Consider the following 915-nt stretch of genomic DNA (forward strand, 5'->3'; position numbering starts at 1 on the left):
TGCGAAACTGTTTGATAGCCGAGAAGAGAACCAAGGTTCGACTGCTCGTCGCAATCAAAAAACGCGCACCTTCCGTGGTAATAACGCTGACGAGTTCCGTCATGCACCTAACTCTAAAAAAGGCAAGCAAAAGCGCCGTCAACGTGATGATGAAAACTCACGCCCTGCGAAAGAGCATTACAAAGCGAAACCTCAAGGTGAACGTGCGAAGCCACAAGGTGAGCATGGCAGACCGCAAAACAAGCCTCAAACACCGAGCAAACCGAGCAAACCGAGCAAACCGAGCAAACCGAAGCAGCATTACGTCAATCCGAATACGACAAGTAAACCGGCAAAACGCACTAGTGGCACATTAAGCCTCAAAAAATAACAATAAAGGACGCTTTCGCGTCCTTCTTCTTTGTTGGTCATTCAACCCAAACTGGCTTACAAGCATAATGGGGCAAACTGCCCTCTGGTCAAAGCCACAAGATCTTGCGGAGCAAGCTCAATTTCTAAGCCTCGTTTACCCGCGCTCACACAAATCGTCTCTTGTTCTTTTGCACTTTCATGTAGAAAGGTTGGCAACGCTTTCTTTTGTCCAAGTGGACTAATGCCCCCAACTACATAGCCCGTTGTCTTTTGAGCGATGTCTGGGTCTGCCATGTCGGCTTTTTTACCCTTTGCTGCTTTGGCTGCCAATTTTAGATTCAGTTTTTGATCCACAGGAATGATGGCTACTGCCAAGTTTTTGGGCTCGCCATTAAGGCAAAACAACAGGGTTTTGAATACTTTTTTAGGATCTTGCCCCAACACTTCAGCCGCTTCTAACCCATAGCTGTCTGCTCTCGGGTCATGTTCATACTGGTGAATGGTGTGAGGAACTTTTTTCTTTTTCGCAAGATTAATGGCCGGAGTCATCAAGATTCTCCTTAT

1 protein-coding gene and 1 pseudogene are annotated in these 915 nt (G+C 46.7%); one reads left to right on the forward strand and one right to left on the reverse strand.

Going from position 1 to position 915, the window contains the following annotated elements; all coding sequences use genetic code 11:
• Window positions 1-370, forward strand: a pseudogene (locus R7190_RS26150) (23S rRNA pseudouridine(2604) synthase RluF); the annotation flags it as partial.
• A 56-nt stretch (window positions 371-426) separates the two neighbouring features.
• On the opposite strand, the gene ybaK reads toward R7190_RS26150, so the two are convergent.
• Entirely contained in the window at window positions 427-900 is a 474-nt protein-coding gene (gene ybaK, locus R7190_RS26155; protein WP_005481362.1) for a Cys-tRNA(Pro) deacylase, read from the reverse strand.
• Window positions 901-915: the final 15 nt, after the last annotated feature.

It is taken from the genome of Vibrio sp. 1078-1, from assembly GCF_033340475.1.

Bases quoted from the DNA above. Each gene is read 5' to 3' on its own strand.
- ybaK (WP_005481362.1), bottom strand. From the start codon at position 900: ATGACTCCGGCCATTAATCTTGCGAAAAAGAAAAAAGTTCCTCACACC.